This window comes from Mannheimia granulomatis, from assembly GCF_013377255.1.
Taxonomy (GTDB): Bacteria; Pseudomonadota; Gammaproteobacteria; order Enterobacterales; family Pasteurellaceae; genus Mannheimia; species Mannheimia granulomatis.
The window spans coordinates 517,705-531,561 of the sequence record NZ_CP016614.1 but is presented as its reverse complement, the minus strand read 5'-3'; the positions used below and the strand labels follow the sequence as shown (position 1 = coordinate 531,561).

Annotated in this window: 17 protein-coding genes; 3 read left to right on the top strand and 14 right to left on the bottom strand. The window is 40.6% G+C overall.

Annotation, left to right across the window (positions count from 1 at the left end):
* Positions 1-56: 56 nt before the first annotated feature.
* Both A6B41_RS02470 and ruvC read left to right on the top strand, forming a co-directional pair.
* Positions 57-581 (top strand): hypothetical protein, encoded by a 525-nt coding sequence (locus tag A6B41_RS02470; protein WP_027075065.1) that lies wholly within the window; start codon positions 57-59, stop codon positions 579-581.
* Between the two features lie 66 nt (positions 582-647).
* Positions 648-1,226, top strand: coding sequence for a crossover junction endodeoxyribonuclease RuvC (gene ruvC / locus A6B41_RS02465; RefSeq protein ID WP_027075064.1), 579 nt, complete (start codon positions 648-650; stop codon positions 1,224-1,226).
* A 73-nt stretch (positions 1,227-1,299) separates the two neighbouring features.
* Here the strand turns inward: ruvC and murA are convergent, their stop codons facing one another.
* The 7 genes from murA to mlaF form a co-directional block, all read right to left on the bottom strand.
* Positions 1,300-2,580: a UDP-N-acetylglucosamine 1-carboxyvinyltransferase gene (gene murA, locus A6B41_RS02460; RefSeq protein ID WP_027075063.1), complete on the bottom strand. Its 1,281-nt coding sequence runs from the start codon at positions 2,578-2,580 to the stop codon at positions 1,300-1,302.
* Positions 2,581-2,704: 124 nt separating this feature from the next.
* Positions 2,705-2,965 (bottom strand): BolA family protein, encoded by a 261-nt coding sequence (locus A6B41_RS02455; RefSeq protein WP_027075062.1) that lies wholly within the window; start codon positions 2,963-2,965, stop codon positions 2,705-2,707.
* A gap of 33 nt (positions 2,966-2,998) precedes the next feature.
* Positions 2,999-3,322 (bottom strand): STAS domain-containing protein, encoded by a 324-nt coding sequence (locus A6B41_RS02450; protein WP_027075061.1) that lies wholly within the window; start codon positions 3,320-3,322, stop codon positions 2,999-3,001.
* A gap of 11 nt (positions 3,323-3,333) precedes the next feature.
* Entirely contained in the window at positions 3,334-3,969 is a 636-nt protein-coding gene (gene mlaC / locus A6B41_RS02445) for a phospholipid-binding protein MlaC (RefSeq protein WP_027075060.1), read from the bottom strand.
* Between the two features lie 46 nt (positions 3,970-4,015).
* Positions 4,016-4,540 carry an outer membrane lipid asymmetry maintenance protein MlaD gene (gene mlaD, locus A6B41_RS02440; RefSeq protein ID WP_027075059.1) on the bottom strand — a complete coding sequence of 175 codons (525 nt, stop codon included), beginning with the start codon at positions 4,538-4,540 and terminating at the stop codon, positions 4,016-4,018.
* Positions 4,541-4,561: 21 nt separating this feature from the next.
* Positions 4,562-5,338 (bottom strand): lipid asymmetry maintenance ABC transporter permease subunit MlaE, encoded by a 777-nt coding sequence (gene mlaE / locus A6B41_RS02435; RefSeq protein WP_027075058.1) that lies wholly within the window; start codon positions 5,336-5,338, stop codon positions 4,562-4,564.
* Complete coding sequence (gene mlaF / locus A6B41_RS02430) at positions 5,331-6,134, bottom strand: phospholipid ABC transporter ATP-binding protein MlaF (protein ID WP_027075057.1); 804 nt, start codon at positions 6,132-6,134, stop codon at positions 5,331-5,333. Before mlaF ends, mlaE begins: the two co-directional genes overlap by 8 nt.
* A 227-nt stretch (positions 6,135-6,361) precedes the next feature.
* On the opposite strand from mlaF, the gene A6B41_RS02425 reads away from it, so the two are divergent.
* On the top strand, positions 6,362-7,753 hold the full coding sequence (locus A6B41_RS02425; RefSeq protein ID WP_027075056.1) for a Do family serine endopeptidase: 1,392 nt from the start codon (positions 6,362-6,364) through the stop codon (positions 7,751-7,753).
* A gap of 52 nt (positions 7,754-7,805) precedes the next feature.
* On the opposite strand, the gene A6B41_RS02420 is transcribed toward A6B41_RS02425, so the two are convergent.
* From A6B41_RS02420 to nrfB, 7 genes are all read right to left on the bottom strand, one after another.
* Positions 7,806-8,573, bottom strand: a complete 768-nt coding sequence (locus A6B41_RS02420; RefSeq protein ID WP_027075055.1) for a TPR domain-containing protein — start codon at positions 8,571-8,573, stop codon at positions 7,806-7,808.
* Between the two features lie 8 nt (positions 8,574-8,581).
* On the bottom strand, positions 8,582-9,004 hold the full coding sequence (nrfF, locus tag A6B41_RS02415; protein WP_027075054.1) for a heme lyase NrfEFG subunit NrfF: 423 nt from the start codon (positions 9,002-9,004) through the stop codon (positions 8,582-8,584).
* Positions 8,994-9,527, bottom strand: coding sequence for a redoxin family protein (locus A6B41_RS02410; RefSeq protein WP_027075053.1), 534 nt, complete (start codon positions 9,525-9,527; stop codon positions 8,994-8,996). The genes nrfF and A6B41_RS02410 overlap by 11 nt, the downstream gene beginning before the upstream one ends.
* Complete coding sequence (gene nrfE, locus A6B41_RS02405) at positions 9,524-11,428, bottom strand: heme lyase NrfEFG subunit NrfE (RefSeq protein ID WP_027075052.1); 1,905 nt, start codon at positions 11,426-11,428, stop codon at positions 9,524-9,526. Before nrfE ends, A6B41_RS02410 begins: the two co-directional genes overlap by 4 nt.
* A gap of 125 nt (positions 11,429-11,553) precedes the next feature.
* On the bottom strand, positions 11,554-12,522 hold the full coding sequence (gene nrfD, locus A6B41_RS02400; protein ID WP_027075051.1) for a cytochrome c nitrite reductase subunit NrfD: 969 nt from the start codon (positions 12,520-12,522) through the stop codon (positions 11,554-11,556).
* On the bottom strand, positions 12,522-13,199 hold the full coding sequence (gene nrfC, locus A6B41_RS02395) for a cytochrome c nitrite reductase Fe-S protein (RefSeq protein ID WP_027075050.1): 678 nt from the start codon (positions 13,197-13,199) through the stop codon (positions 12,522-12,524). The genes nrfD and nrfC overlap by 1 nt, the downstream gene beginning before the upstream one ends.
* Positions 13,199-13,855, bottom strand: a complete 657-nt coding sequence (gene nrfB / locus A6B41_RS02390) for a cytochrome c nitrite reductase pentaheme subunit (protein ID WP_027075049.1) — start codon at positions 13,853-13,855, stop codon at positions 13,199-13,201. Before nrfB ends, nrfC begins: the two co-directional genes overlap by 1 nt.
* Positions 13,856-13,857 lie beyond the last annotated feature (2 nt).

Sequence of the window (13,857 nt, the reverse complement as noted above, 5' to 3'; positions counted from 1 at the left end):
TCAAAATAAGTGGTCTAACTAGATGTGACTACTTATATAACAACAAGGAGAAAACTATGAAATTAGTGAAATTTGTTCCTGCTTTAGCGGCAACGTTAGTCTTAGCTGCCTGTTCTAATGCCGGTGATCAACAACCAGTGCAACCTAAACAGAACCCTGTAGCACAAGCTGCAGAAAAAGCGGCTCAGCAAGTTAACGATATTGCAGGCACAGCACATGGTACAGGTGCAGTGAAAGTAGAAAAAGCAACTGATGGCGCAAAATCTATCGTATATCGTTGCCAAAGCGGTAAACAAGTCACCGCAACTTATGCTTTCCAAGGTGAAGAAGCTAAAGCAGTAAATTTAGTTTTAACTAACGGTAGAAAATCGCAAAAAATCGAAACATTAACACGTGATACTGCAAGTCAAGATTTTCCGGTGTTTAAATCAGACCAATACAATTGGAGCTTAGAAAGCGGTTTTTCTCTTTCATCTAACGACCAATCCGGTATGTTAGTAAAATATGGTGATAAAACGGATAAAATCTTAGCTAAACTTTGTAATGTGAATAAAGGCCTCACATCAAAATTGAATAAATAAAATCCCTTGATTTAAATTTAAAAAGCGGGAAGATATGCTCTATCTTCTCGCTTATTTTATGGAAAAATGTCTATTATTTTAGGAATTGACCCGGGTTCAAGGGTAACAGGTTACGGTATTATCCGTCAAAACGGTCGGAATTTAGAATATCTTGGCAGCGGTTCTATACGTACTGCTGCAGACGATCTTCCAACTCGTTTAAAACGTATTTATGCAGGTGTGAGTGAAATTATTATTCAATTTCAACCGGATATGTTTGCGATTGAACAAGTTTTTATGGCAAAAAACCCTGATTCTGCATTAAAACTCGGACAAGCACGTGGAACAGCTATTGTAGCCGCGGTTAACCACGATTTACCTGTATTTGAATATGCCGCACGATTAGTGAAACAAACGGTTACAGGGCTTGGCTCAGCAGATAAAGTTCAAGTACAAGATATGGTAACCCGAATGCTACAACTCTCAGCAAAACCACAAGCGGATGCAGCCGATGCACTGGCAATTGCAATTACACACGCCCATTCCATGCAACATTCGCTGATTGTCGCAAAACAAAGTAACCAAAATGTCAGTAGCGAAAAAGAACAAATCTTAGCATTAATGAAAACCCGCTATAGCCGCGGGCGGTTTAGGCTGAAGGGCTAAACATTTCTTTTGCAAAATAAATATAAAAAACGACCGCTTGTTTTGTGACAAGCGGCCATTTTTTCATAAAATTTTACTCACCTTCAAATGGTGCTGAAAAACGTTCAATTCTTGCACCAATACCACGAAGTTTTTCTTCAATATGCTCGTATCCGCGATCAATATGATAAATACGATCAACAATGGTTTCACCGGTTGCTATACAACCAGCTAACACCAAACTGATAGAAGCACGTAGATCTGTTGCCATGACCTCTGCAGGCTTTAAGCGCTCAACCCCGTAACAAATAGCAGTATTGCCTTCAATTTCACCTTTTGCGCCCATGCGGTTAAGTTCAGGAATATGCATAAAGCGGTTTTCAAAAATGGTTTCAGTAATACGACTTGTACCATCTGCCACTGCATTCAACAGAGTAAACTGAGCCTGCATATCTGTTGGGAAACCAGGGTGTGGCATAGTGCGAATATTTACCGCTTTTGGTCTACGACCTAATGAATCAAGGGTGATAGTATCTTCTGTAATATCTACCTGCATTCCGGCTTCACGCAATTTTTCAATCACCGCATCAAGTGTATCCGCTTTAGTACCACGGCAAGTAATTCGACCACCGGATACGGCTGCAGCGACTAAGAATGTACCTGTTTCAATACGATCAGGCACCACACTATGCTCACAACCACCTAAATGCTCAACACCTTCAACGGTGATCATATCACTGCCTGCTCCGGAAATTTTCGCCCCCATTGCATTTAAGAAATCAGCGGTATCAACAATTTCCGGCTCACGGGCAGCATTTTCAATAACAGTTATCCCTCTTGCCAAAGTCGCTGCCATCATAACGGATAAAGTCGCACCAACGCTGACTTTATCCATATAGATTCTAGCACCATTTAAACGACCATGAGATGTCGCTTTTACATAGCCTTCATCTAATTCAATTTGAGCACCCATTTTTTCGAGACCAGAAATGTGCATATCTACCGGTCTTGCTCCGATAGTGCAGCCACCCGGCAAAGAAACTTGGCCAACTTGAAAACGTGCTACCAATGGTGCTAATGCCCAAATTGATGCTCGCATGGTTCTGACTAATTCATAAGGTGCAACGTAGTTGTTAATTTGGCTTGCATCAATATGAACCACGCCTTTTTCCGTTCCTTTTTCAACTACAACGCCCAACTGGCGTAAAATTTTGAAAGTAGTATCAACGTCTTTTAAATCAGGTACGTTTTTTAACGTCACCGGTTTTTCTGCCAAAATTGCAGCAAACAAAATAGGTAGTGCTGCGTTTTTCGCACCAGAAATATCAACGGTTCCGCTTAAAGTGAAAGGACCGTGTACACGAAATTTTTCCATTTGGAATCCTAATATTAAGAATAACAATTTATAACAAAATACAAGCGGTCAAAAAAGTAAATTTTTTGCAACTGCAAAGTTTTAGGTAAAAAGCACCGCTTGTTAATTAAGATAAAGACTCGAATCAGCCCACCATATTCAGTAAGCGCTCAGTTTTCCATTTTTCTACGCTGAATACTTTAATAGTTAAAGCATGAATAGCATTTGTGGTGAAATGCTCTGCTAAAGGTGCATAAACGGCTTGTTGTTGTTTGACTCTTGAAAGTGCCGCAATACTGTCACTTACTACAATTACACCAAAATGTGCATTTTCACCTTGTGCGTGTATTTCTGCTGCATCAGGAAAGGCCTGTTTTAAAATTTCTTCAATTTGTGATGGATTCATGTTAAGTCCTAACTATGATCTGGTAATCAATTCTTAAATAATAAACTGCTCAAACCAACCGTCTAAGTCATATAAATCTGCTAATGTTTTTACAGAATCTGGGATATTAATCAAACTGTTTGGGATGATTTTATGATAATGGTTTAATAATTCAGCAAGCAAAGTGAAGCCGGCAGAATCCACTCGAGTAATCTCTTTTAAATCCCAATATAAATGTTGATTCGCTTTTGGTGATAAAAAAGAAGCACGTTGCTTCCATAACGGAAGCAACGTGTTACGAGTTAATTCGCCCGACAACCTCACAAATAAACTTTCATTGTTTTGCTGAATGTCCCATTGTAATGTTTTTTGAGGCATAACTAAACTACTTATTTTAATGTAATCGGTTGTTTTGCTGATTGCGCTACTTGTGCAGTTAAAGCATCAATCCCTTTTTGACGAATCACACCCGCCCATTCATTTTGTTTGGTTGCAACCATACTCACACCTTCAGCTGCCATATCGTAGGCTTGCCATTCACCTGTTTTACTGTTTTTACGCCATTTAAAATCTAATTTAATCGGCTGGGCTGCACCGTTTGCCAATACATTTACACGAATACTCACGATAGATTTGCCATCAACTGATTTCGGGCTTTCAATTTGTACATTTTGATCTTGATATTGCGTTAATACTTGCGCATAAGATTGCTCAACAAACTGACCAAAAGCAGTAAAAAATGCTTCTTTTTGTGCATCAGTGGCTGAAGCTAAATTTTTACCTAGCACTAACTGCCCTGCATATTTTACGTGAACATGCGGCATTAAATCATTACGTACAATAGTACGTAAATATTCAGGATTTGCTTTAATCTTACTTTGACTTGCTTTGATATCGCCAAATAATTTATCTGCAGTTTGCTGCATTAATACATAAGGACTGGTTTCTGCAAATGCTGTAGTTGAAAATAACGCAGAAACTGCCACTAAACCAGTTACGATAATTTTTTTAATGCTTTTTAACATTATTGATAATCTCCAAAATCTCTAATTAGAGGTTCTTATTACTGAATTACTCTGCTTTAGGTTCTGCAGAGCCATTCGCTTTTTCATCTCCAGTTTTATCTGACTTTTTATCACCATATAAGAACTGGCCGATCAAATCTTCTAATACCATTGCCGAATTGGTATCAACAAAAGTATCACCTTCTTTCATCATTGCGGTTTCGCCTTCCATCACAAAGCCGACATTTAACGCAACGTACTGTTCACCTAATAAACCGGAGGTTTTAATTGAAAGTGAGCTTGTATCCGGAATTTGGTTAAAACTTTGGTTCACTGCTAAAGCAACTTTAGGAGTATAAGTTTTTTCATCAAGAGAAATATCAGATACACGCCCCACTACAACCCCACCTACTTTAATAGGAGCACGCACTTTTAGTCCACCAATATTATCAAAAGTTGCATAAAGGGTGTAAGTTTTCTCACTGGAAAAGCCCTGCACATTTGCTACTCTCAGACCTAAAAAAACGAGTGCAGCTAAACCGAGTAATACAAATAAACCTACCCAAAATTCATATTTAATTGATTGACGCATTGTCTGTTCCTTTTACTAAAATCAACCACCAAACATAATGGCAGTTAAAATAAAATCTAATCCTAAAATCACTAATGAAGCATTAACTACCGTCCTAGTAGTTGCTTGGCTTATCCCCTCTGAAGTCGGGAGACAATCATAACCGTTGAAAAGCGCAATCCAAACGACTGCAAAAGCAAAAATCAGGCTTTTAATAAAACCGTTGATCAGATCGGTGGCAGTCACTGAATTTTGCATCACAGACCAAAAACTTCCACCATCGACTCCTTTCCAGTCAACCCCAACAAGAGAACCGCCCCAAATCCCGATTGCAGTAAAAATTACCGCTAAAATCGGCATTGAAATTACCCCCGCCCAAAAACGCGGTGCAATAATTCGTCTTAATGGATCAACTGCCATCATTTCAAGGCTGGAAAGCTGCTCTGTTGCTTTCATCAAACCGATTTCAGCCGTTAATGCCGAACCTGCCCGTCCGGCAAATAATAATGCTGTTACCACAGGCCCTAATTCACGTAAAAGCGAAAGGGAAACCAAAGTACCTAAACTGCTTTCTGCTGCAAAATCAACCAATACCACATAGCCTTGCAAGCCTAATACCATGCCGATAAACAAGCCTGAGAGCATAATAATCAGTAAGGATTGTACACCTAAAACATAAAGCTGTTTAATCAATAACGGCGTATGTTTACGAAATTCCGGCTTACCGACTAACGCTCCCCATAACATAAAGGTAGAACGCCCAAATGTGCGGATAAAGTTAATCACAAAAGCCCCAATTGAGCTAATAAACTTAACCATTAAATAGCTCCTCTGTATAATCTTTTGCCGGATAATGGAACCTTACCGGTCCATCTGATTTACCACTCAAAAACTGTACCACTTGCGGATCTTCACTTGCCAATAACATCTCTGCCGTGCCTTCTGCAATCACACGCTTATCTGCCACAATATAAGCATAATCGGCAATGCTTAGCACCTCTTTTACATCGTGTGAAACCACAATTGAGGTTAAATTTAACGCCTGATTCAGCTCTTTAATTAACTCAACAATTACGCCCATACTGATAGGATCTTGTCCGGTAAACGGCTCATCATACATAATCAAATCAGGATCTAATGCGATCGCACGAGCAAGAGCCGCACGGCGAGCCATACCGCCCGATAATTCAGACGGCATTAAATTAGCCGCTCCACGAAGCCCAACCGCTTCTAATTTCAGCAAAACTAATTTTCGAATGATTTCTTCAGGCAAACGGGTATGCTCACGAATCGGGAACGCGACATTATCGAAAGTTGACATATCAGTAAATAACGCACCAGATTGGAACAACATTCCCATACGTTTACGGATTTCATAAAGCTCTTTGTTATTGGCTGTACAAACATCTCTTCCATCAAATAATATTTCACCGGATTCCGGTAAAATCTGCCCGCCGATTAAACGTAGCAAGGTGGTTTTACCAATGCCGGAAGGCCCCATGATTGCAGTGACCTTACCCTTCTGCACTTGCAGATTTAGGTTGTCATAAATGATTCTCTCCCCTCGTTTAAAGGTCAGATTCTTTACTTCAACCAAATTTTCCGTTTTATACATCAAAATATGGACTCAAACTAATAAAAAATGGCATTTATGGTCTATCAAATTTCAGCGAATGTCAAAATACTTTTAAGAATCTGACAAAAAAATTGAGTAACAAGCGGTCAGATATTCTAAATTTTTTGCAAATTCGCTGAACTGAAAAAGAAAGGTTTTGTCTTAGCAAATACGAGTGTTTACGCTCGTAAGTATAAAAAACATAGGATATGAGGAACATACACAATATGAATAGAACAATGAAGAAATCATTTTTAACTGCATTAATTTTAGGCTCAACAATCGCTGCAATGCCGATTGCCGCACAAGCGACCTTACCGACAGAAGTAAACGGTCAAGCATTACCAAGCCTTGCTCCAATGCTGGAAAAAGTTCGACCTGCAGTAGTGAGTATTGCTGTTGAAGGTAAAACAAAAGGCGAATCTCGCTATACTCGCGACATTCCTGAAGAGTTTGAATTCTTCTTTGGTCCGAATGCCGATATGTTTGGAGATCGCTCCGGCCCTCGCAACTTCCGCGGAATGGGTTCCGGTGCAGTTATTAATGCAGAAAAAGGCTATATTATCACTAACAATCACGTTATTAACAATGCAGATAAAATTACCGTAAAGCTGGAAGACGGACGTGAGTTTAAAGCAAAATTAGTAGGCAGCGACCCGCTTTCAGATGTCGCATTAATTCAAGTTGAAAACCCTAAGAACCTTACCGAAATTAAATTTGCTGATTCAGATACACTCCGTGTAGGCGACTTTACTGTGGCAATCGGAAATCCTTTTGGTTTAGGGCAAACTGTAACATCAGGCATTGTATCCGCACTTGGTCGTTCCACCGGACAATCGGACGAAGGTTATGAAAACTACATCCAAACCGATGCCGCGGTAAACCAAGGTAACTCAGGTGGTCCGTTAATTAACTTAAACGGCGAATTAATTGGTATTAACACTGCCATTATTTCTCCAAGTGGCGGAAATGCAGGTATTGCCTTTGCTATTCCAAGCAATATGGCAAACAGCCTTGTCACTCAAATTATCGAATTTGGCGAAGTTAAACGCGGAATGCTGGGTATTAGAGGAGGCGAATTAAATGCAGATCTCGCTAAAGAGTTTAATATTTCCACCCAACAAGGTGCTTTCGTTAGCGAAGTATTACCGGATTCCGCTGCTGCAAAAACCGGCTTTAAAGCAGGTGATGTAATTACTGAAATCAATGGTCAAAAAGTCCGTAGCTTCAGTGAGTTGAGAGCTAAAATAGCAACCTCAGGCGTTGGAAAAGAGATTGAATTAACTTACTTACGTGACGGCAAAGAAGCAAAAGCTAAAGTAACATTGCAATCCAATTCTGAAGCAAAAGTAACTGCCTCAAACCTACTTCCGGCTTTAAAAGGGGCTGACTTTAATAACTATAACGCCAAAGGCATGAAAGGAGTTGAAATTTCTAACGTAGAAAAAGGCTCGATTGCTGAAATGCGAAGCCTCAAAAAAGGTGATATTATCATCGGCGTAAACCGCCATTCAGTTGAAAATATTGCTGATTTACGCAAAATTTTAGAAGCAAAACCATCAGTAATCGCACTCAATATTGTGCGTGATGGAGTAAATTTCTATGTGATTCTGCAATAACTTTTTACTTACTCCAAATAAAAAAGCTGATGATAACATCAGCTTTTTTATTTTACTTTCTCTGCTGCCCTTGCAACATTTGGCGAGCCATTTCCATACTTTGGATTACCGCTCGGCGGTCTATGGATTCATTATTGCCGTCTAACACTTTTCGCCAATAATCCAACGCCTCTTGATAGCGGTTATTAAGAAAACTGTCTGAAGCCAATAATAACAAGCTGGCACTTTCGGTTTTATCTAACGAGAGGGCTTGGTCAATTATCGATTGGATTTCCGGAGTCATTTTCTGTCCGTTGTCGTAGTAACGAGCAGTTGCTACAGCACCTAAAACGGCGGGTCGTTTACCGAGCAATTTTTCGGCATTATCATAACAAATCAATGCCGAATCAAAATCATTGTTTAAGGTATAGGCTTGCCCTAATTCGTACCACAGATCGCCATTATTCGGGTTTTCTCGAAGCTGATTTTGTAGGCTAATAATATAGCGATCGTTTTTGGATTCAGTCGGATGCTCAATACTTTGCCGCTCGAATGCTTGGTGAGCCGAAATACCCTCTTCCACGGCTTGGTAACGCCCACTCTGCCAATAATAAGCTGACGACAGGACAAAAATCGCCAATAGACTGATTAATATGGTTTTAGCAAGCGGTCGATTTTGTCCGTTTTTTTGCAACTGGCTCTGCTCAAATTGAGCTTTCTCAAAGTGATAGCGTTGCAGAGCCTCATGCTCAAATTCTTGACGTGCCTCTTCTGCAAAATGTTGGGCAAATCTGACCGCTTGTTGATAATTTTCTCTACTTAATTGCTCGCGAGTTTCCATTTTTTGCTCTATTTTCGTCTGGTTCGCCACAAAACCGCCATAAATAACAGGCTAATTAGCCCTAAGGGTAATCCCCAAAGTAGCCATGTTTGGCCGGTGAGTGGCGGATCGTAATTCACAAAACTGCCGAAACGTTCGGTCATAATGCGGATAATTTCCTCATTGCTTTTGCCCTGATTAACCATTTCATACACTTCGATTCTCAAGTTATAAGCAGCAGTAGCATTAGATTCCACCAAATTCTGATTTTGGCACTGTAAGCAGCGTAACGAGCGAGCGAGAGCAACTGCTCGCACACGGTCTGACTCATTTTTGAATTCAAAAGTATCCACCATTTGGGCTTGAGCTTGAGGAATAAACAACATCGCCCCCGATACAAGCGGTAGAATTAGCCAAATTTTTTGCAAATATCGTATTAGGCTACTTTTCATTTCTCAAAGCCTCTAATTTCGGTAGAAAATCTTGAGCAAAATCCGCGTTGTAGCCCTTTTGCTGATAACGCACAACGCCGTGGCGATCAATCAAATAGCTGGAAGGTGCGGAAGAGACTTTCAGCGTTTGAATCAAAAAGCCTTTTTCATAATCATCAATAACCAAACTAAACGGGTTGCCCCAATTTTCCAATGCTTTAATCGCATCATTAGGACGATCGCTATAAGTCAGGCCTACAATCGGTACGCCCTTTTGTTTTAGTTCCAATAAAATTGGAAATTCCTTAATACACCACGTACACCAACTCGCCCAAACATTGAGAATATAAGGCTCTTTAGGCAATGAGTTGCTATTTAAATGGGCATTACTATCAAGTAAGTTCTTGCCCACAAATTCCGGAAAAGGCCTGCCTTGCCAATCTTCAGTCGGAGCGATAGCATCTTTATTCATAAGTGGTACGGTAAGAAAACCGACAAGTGCAATCAGCAGAAAAAGCGGAATTAACAACAGCGTTTTTTTCATTTTTTATATTCTCTACGGTAACCCAATAATGCTAATAATGAAGCAATAATCATAATAATCCCTCCCAACCACAAGGCTTGCACATAAGGTTTGTAGTGCAGACGGAAGGCGTATTCCAAATTACCGAATTTATCACCCATCACAATGTAAATATCGTCTAAGTAGTGATGATATAGTCCGACTTCTGCCATAGTCATCGTACGAACATCATAATAACGCCTTTCAGGAGCAACAGTCGCAAGGTTTTCACCCGCTCTGCTAATGGAAAAAACGGCTTGTTCCGCCGTATAATTCGGCCCGATTAAATCATTGTAGCTTTCATATTTAAAGGTGAAGCCAGCAAGTTCAGCCTGTTCGTTCGGTTTTAAGCGTACGCCCACTTCATCGCCATAATAGCTATTCATCATCGCGCCAATCACACACACAGCAAAGCCAATATGTGCCAAACGCATTGCAAGCGGTCTGATTTTAAACATAAATTGCAAATACGGAAGATGAGTTAAAATAATCCAAATTGCAAGGCTGACAAACACCACCGGCAGCAACGCCAACTCAAAATGCGGACGTTGGGAAATCGTGTGATAAATCAAGACTAACGCTAAGCCAATCGCCACCGGGAACAGCCATAATTTCACTAAAATCTGTTTGATAGGGATCTGCTTCCAACGCAGCACTACCGCCAGCCCCATTACCATCATCAACAACAATGTGAGTGGGGCAAACACATTATTAAAATACGGCGCACCCACTGAAATACTACCCCAGTTCATCACGGTGAAAATCATCGGGTAGAATGTGCCGAGCAAAACCACTGAGGTTGCAACACTTAATAAACCGTTGATCATCAAAAATGCGGTTTCTTTTGAGAACAAATTAAACCGAACCTTGCCTTGCCATAAATTCACCTTAAAGGCGAATAATGCTAATGCAATAAAACTTAAACTGAAGAATAGCACCAATAATGCCATACCACGATCGGGATCAACCGCAAAGGCGTGAACCGAGGTTAAAATGCCCGAACGCACAATAAAAGTGCCGAGCAAACTTAAAGCAAAAGCAAAAATGGCGAGCAAGATCGTCCAATAATAAAAGATCCCCCGCTGCTGGCTCACGATCAAACTATGCACTAATGCAGTGCCCAGTAGCCAAGGCATTAGTGAGGCGTTTTCCACCGGATCCCAAAACCACCAGCCGCCCCAGCCAAGTTCATAATACGCCCACCAAGCGCCTAAAATAATGCCTGCGGTAAGAAATCCCCACGAGATCATTGTCCACGGGCGAATCCAACGCATAATGGCAGCATCCATTCCACCGCAAAATAAAGCTGATACCATCATTGCAAAGCTTACCGCAAAACCAACATAGCCTAAATAAAGCAGTGGCGGGTGGAAAATTAAGCCGATATCTTGCAACATCGGATTAAGATCTCGCCCTTCCGGTGGCACAGGAAAAGCACGCTCAAAAGGGTTAGAAACCAGTAAAATAAAAAGCAAAAAGCCAAGTGCGATTACACCTAGCATCGTTAAGGCTCGATTAGCAAACAAGCGGTCAATTTTTTGAGAAAATTTGCAAAAGACTGCCGACCAAATAACCAGAGCAGCTAACCAAAACAGCATTGAGCCTTCATGCCCGCCCCAAGTTGCTGCGAACTTAAAGAAATCAGGCAATTGGCTGTTAGAATGGGAAGCGACATAGGTAACTGAAAAGTCGTCAGTTAAAAATGCATAGACCAAAACAGAAAAAGCAAGTGTGGTGAAAGTAGCTTGTAAATAGGTAAAAAGAGGTGCCAACGCCAGCCAATGATATTGCTTGCGTATCTCTCCCCATAAAGAAAAACTGACTTGGAAAATAGCTGTGAGTGCAGCCATTAAAAGTGAAAAATAGCCCAGTTCCGGTAGCATAATAAATCCAAAATATGACCGCTTGTAAAGGTTTGGTAGGAAAAGATTTTATCTCTATCCTCTAATCTATGAATAAAACGGGAGGGTTAAAACCCTCCCCTACCAAATTACCGATTAACTTTTCCTTAGCTCGCAACCGTAAGCTGCCCTGCATAAAGGATAAAGTAACGTAAACAGAGTACACCGATTAAGTCAAAAATGGAAATTAAAATAATAAATTTCACATTATGTTTCAAGCGATAGCTACCAAAAATATTTGCCGTTAATGGAATAGCGATACCAATTAACATTACGCCGATCCAGAATACGCTACCCCAGAAGCCTGAAAGTGCATTTGTTAAAGCAAGTGATTTATCTGCCCCACCGAAATGCAATCCCACGAAGAATGCCACAATTAAGCCTAATTCGGTTACCATAATCGGCACTTCAAATTTGTGCATAAAGTGAACTTCGTGGCTTTCGCCAGATAATTTACCGGCAATTAACACCATAAGGAAAGTTGCCGCAATGCCCGATGATGCACCGGATGCTAAGAACAACGCAGGTAATACAGGGTTGTTTAACATCGGATAACTAACTAAGGCTGATAATAAGAATCCGGTATAAGCCCCTAATACTGCTGCCAATATAAAGAGGATAAACTCAATCGGTTTTAACAGTTTAGCTTCTGCAAAATCAATCCAACCCAGCAAAAATTTAAATATTGGTAGATAGCGGTTTACAAAACACGCCAGCCAATCTTTAAACATAATAGCAATCCAAACAACAAGAACGGCCATATAAAGCTGGAATAACATTACCCCCATCGACATCACGGAAGTAAAGTTATAATTGAACATTAATTTCCAGAATGTCCACGGTTTCGTTAAGTGAAAAATCAGCAATAACAAGCCGATGATAGTCGGTAAAGTACCTAAGATTGCTGCACTACGGATAATCCAGTTCTGGCTTGGCTTTTCAATTTTCACACCGCTATTGCGGTAAGCAATCGCTAACTGAACCGCCCCCGATGAAATACCGAGTAGGAATAAGTAAATTGCGATTGTGCCATCCCAAACAAGGTTTGGGGTTTGGAAAGGTACATATTCATTCATTATCTATGTTCTCCTTTACCAAATGGAATGTGATACAAGTTCGGCTCTGTGCCTAGTGATGTTTTCGTGCGATAAACCGGATTGTTTCTCACTTTATGGAAAATATCACTTGTAGGATCGTTCATATCACCAAAGGTTAATGCCTTGGTCGGGCAAGCCTCAACACAAGCCGGTTGTTTGCCTTCGGCCAAGTTTGTATCACGACAGAAGTTACATTTGTCTGCGGATTTTTTCTCCGGATGAATAAAACGTACACGATATGGACAAACCGCAATACAGTATTGGCAACCGACACACAAATCTGCGTGAACATCGACAATACCGGTTTGTGGATCGACAAATGAGGCTCCCGTCGGGCAAACACTCACACAAGGTGCATTAGTGCAATGTTGGCAAGATTGACGGAAAAACTCATATTGTACATTAGGAAATTCACCAAAAGGTTCACTACGGATAATTTCTAAGCGAGATACACCTGCCGGTACATTATTGGTTGTACGGCATGCATCCATACAAGCAGTGCAGCCGATACAAGATGTTTCATCGTGTACCATCGCATAGCGAATTTTCTTTTGTTCTTTCTCAGTAGCAAGAGTTATAGAAGTGGCAAGGCCTGTACTTGCCACAACTGCGATAGCACCTGCCCCTGAGACGAAATCTCTACGGGTGCAAGTCATTATTTTGTTCCTTTTGCTTCTGTGGCTTTCATTTCAGGATTTTTAAATTCTCCTGAATGAATTTTAGTATGGCAATCAACACAGAGTTTGATTCTGTCTTTTTCACTAATTGCCTTCATCGGTTCTTTTTCCGGGTGTAATTCATGACAGTTAGTACAAGAAATTTTCGTTGCATGAGTATCATGAGCCCAGAATTTTTCACGTAATTTCTCCGGAGTATGGCAAGCGATACAGACTTGATTCTGCGCATTAACAGAACGCTCAAGTGAAGGATTGCTTGCTTTACCGTGAGGATTAAAACGCATTACATCTTTTGCACCTTTACGGTGGCTTTCAGAAATATTGCCATGACAACTTACACAAGTAATCGGCTGACCATTATTCGGGCTTTTTACATCTTGTTGGAAATGCTTACCCGCGTGGTGGAAAGGCTTACCAGTTGCATTAGCCGACTCATGACATTGGGTACAATATTTGTTTGGGTCACGGCGTGCATCATTTGAAATTTTTGCATCATCTGATGTTTGCTCAATCCAAAGAGGCTTTGGTTGTTCCGGCATTACCGCATTAGCGGTTGGAATTGCAAAAAAACCTGCAAATACGACCGCTTGTAGGAGGGCGATTGCTCGCCCTGTTTTTGAAATTAAGTTTTTCATAG

Excerpts from the sequence above, each read along its gene's own strand:
- ruvC (WP_027075064.1), top strand. The coding sequence starts at position 648 with ATGTCTATTATTTTAGGAATTGACCCGGGTTCAAGGGTAACAGGTTAC.
- mlaF (WP_027075057.1), bottom strand. The coding sequence starts at position 6,134 with ATGTATAAAACGGAAAATTTGGTTGAAGTAAAGAATCTGACCTTTAAA.
- nrfC (WP_027075050.1), bottom strand. The coding sequence starts at position 13,199 with ATGACTTGCACCCGTAGAGATTTCGTCTCAGGGGCAGGTGCTATCGCA.
- nrfE (WP_027075052.1), bottom strand. The coding sequence starts at position 11,428 with ATGCTACCGGAACTGGGCTATTTTTCACTTTTAATGGCTGCACTCACA.
- A6B41_RS02470 (WP_027075065.1), top strand. The coding sequence starts at position 57 with ATGAAATTAGTGAAATTTGTTCCTGCTTTAGCGGCAACGTTAGTCTTA.
- A6B41_RS02410 (WP_027075053.1), bottom strand. The coding sequence starts at position 9,527 with ATGAAAAAAACGCTGTTGTTAATTCCGCTTTTTCTGCTGATTGCACTT.
- mlaE (WP_027075058.1), bottom strand. The coding sequence starts at position 5,338 with ATGGTTAAGTTTATTAGCTCAATTGGGGCTTTTGTGATTAACTTTATC.
- nrfF (WP_027075054.1), bottom strand. The coding sequence starts at position 9,004 with ATGAAAAGTAGCCTAATACGATATTTGCAAAAAATTTGGCTAATTCTA.
- nrfD (WP_027075051.1), bottom strand. The coding sequence starts at position 12,522 with ATGAATGAATATGTACCTTTCCAAACCCCAAACCTTGTTTGGGATGGC.
- A6B41_RS02425 (WP_027075056.1), top strand. The coding sequence starts at position 6,362 with ATGAATAGAACAATGAAGAAATCATTTTTAACTGCATTAATTTTAGGC.
- murA (WP_027075063.1), bottom strand. The coding sequence starts at position 2,580 with ATGGAAAAATTTCGTGTACACGGTCCTTTCACTTTAAGCGGAACCGTT.
- A6B41_RS02420 (WP_027075055.1), bottom strand. The coding sequence starts at position 8,573 with ATGGAAACTCGCGAGCAATTAAGTAGAGAAAATTATCAACAAGCGGTC.
- mlaC (WP_027075060.1), bottom strand. The coding sequence starts at position 3,969 with ATGTTAAAAAGCATTAAAAAAATTATCGTAACTGGTTTAGTGGCAGTT.
- mlaD (WP_027075059.1), bottom strand. The coding sequence starts at position 4,540 with ATGCGTCAATCAATTAAATATGAATTTTGGGTAGGTTTATTTGTATTA.
- A6B41_RS02450 (WP_027075061.1), bottom strand. The coding sequence starts at position 3,322 with ATGCCTCAAAAAACATTACAATGGGACATTCAGCAAAACAATGAAAGT.
- A6B41_RS02455 (WP_027075062.1), bottom strand. The coding sequence starts at position 2,965 with ATGAATCCATCACAAATTGAAGAAATTTTAAAACAGGCCTTTCCTGAT.
- nrfB (WP_027075049.1), bottom strand. The coding sequence starts at position 13,855 with ATGAAAAACTTAATTTCAAAAACAGGGCGAGCAATCGCCCTCCTACAA.